Below are 1,039 nucleotides of genomic sequence, written 5' to 3' on the forward strand. Positions count from 1 at the left end.
GCTCATGGGTATCAATGGCTACTGTGGTTGTATTTGGACTCGTCGTTTGGCTGCGCAGGAAACAAAATGTGTCGAGTGTATCGGTAATGAAGTGAGACTAGGTGATAGCCTAATCCTTAGTTCATTTTGCAGTTCTCTTCAGTAGAGCCTTAGCGGAGTTCCCGCTAAGGCTTATTTAATTTGCTATTGGCAGATGAGGTTGAAGTTGGCTGTATGGTGAATAGTGTGAGTGGAAGGTGAAGGGGTGGCAAAGTAGCTATATTTGGGGGTAGGTTGTGAGGGAGTGAGCCGCGCATGTTAACGGTGAGAAATAGCGGGAGGCAGCACAGCCTCATTGGATGAAATCCAATAGGAACGCTTATTGCGCACCTAACTTGCTCATTTCGTTGGACGAAATCCAACGAAACCGCAAGTTTCGGCGCTAAAAAGGCCCGATCTACTGATCTCATTGGAATTCATCCAATAGAATCAGTAATCGGGCCTTCAAATCACTGTGTGCATTGGATTTCGTCCAATGCACCCTTCCGATATCACCGCCTTGCCTCAAGGGGAGGCAGTCCTTCTAATTTGAAGGCAAACCAAGACAAAATTTAATGTAAGCGGATTCATTTTGTGTATTCGCTTGCTTCCACTTGGGTATTCATACATTTTTTGGGATAGATCGACAAAATCATACAAATTAGACTCCTTTCCGATGCAAGTAAAGACTTGTATAATATTAGGAAATGAAGCATCCGCAGCTGTAACCGGATTCCTGACATTAGCGGAAATCCGTTTTTTTATGTAGAAACAGGGGTGTACGCCATGTATAGAATCGTGATCGTTGATGATGAAATCGAAGTGAGAGAAGGCATCATAGAGAGCATCGAGTGGGAACGGCATGGATTTGAATGTATTGGGGATTACAGAAATGGCAGCGAAGCATTGGAAGCAATTTCTGAGCTTAGGCCTGATCTAGTTTTGTCTGATATATGCATGCCCTTTATGGACGGGATTGAATTGACTAGACAAATCCAATTGAATTATCCGTACATTAAGG

General features: G+C 43.6%; 1 protein-coding gene. It reads left to right on the forward strand.

The annotated features are described in order from the left end of the window. Nucleotides 1-804: 804 nt before the first annotated feature. Nucleotides 805-1,039, forward strand: a 235-nt coding sequence (locus tag AC1DUA_RS38845) for a response regulator (RefSeq protein ID WP_477504761.1), incomplete at its 3' end; no start/stop codon positions are given.

The organism is Paenibacillus sp. 01T422, from assembly GCF_056398785.1.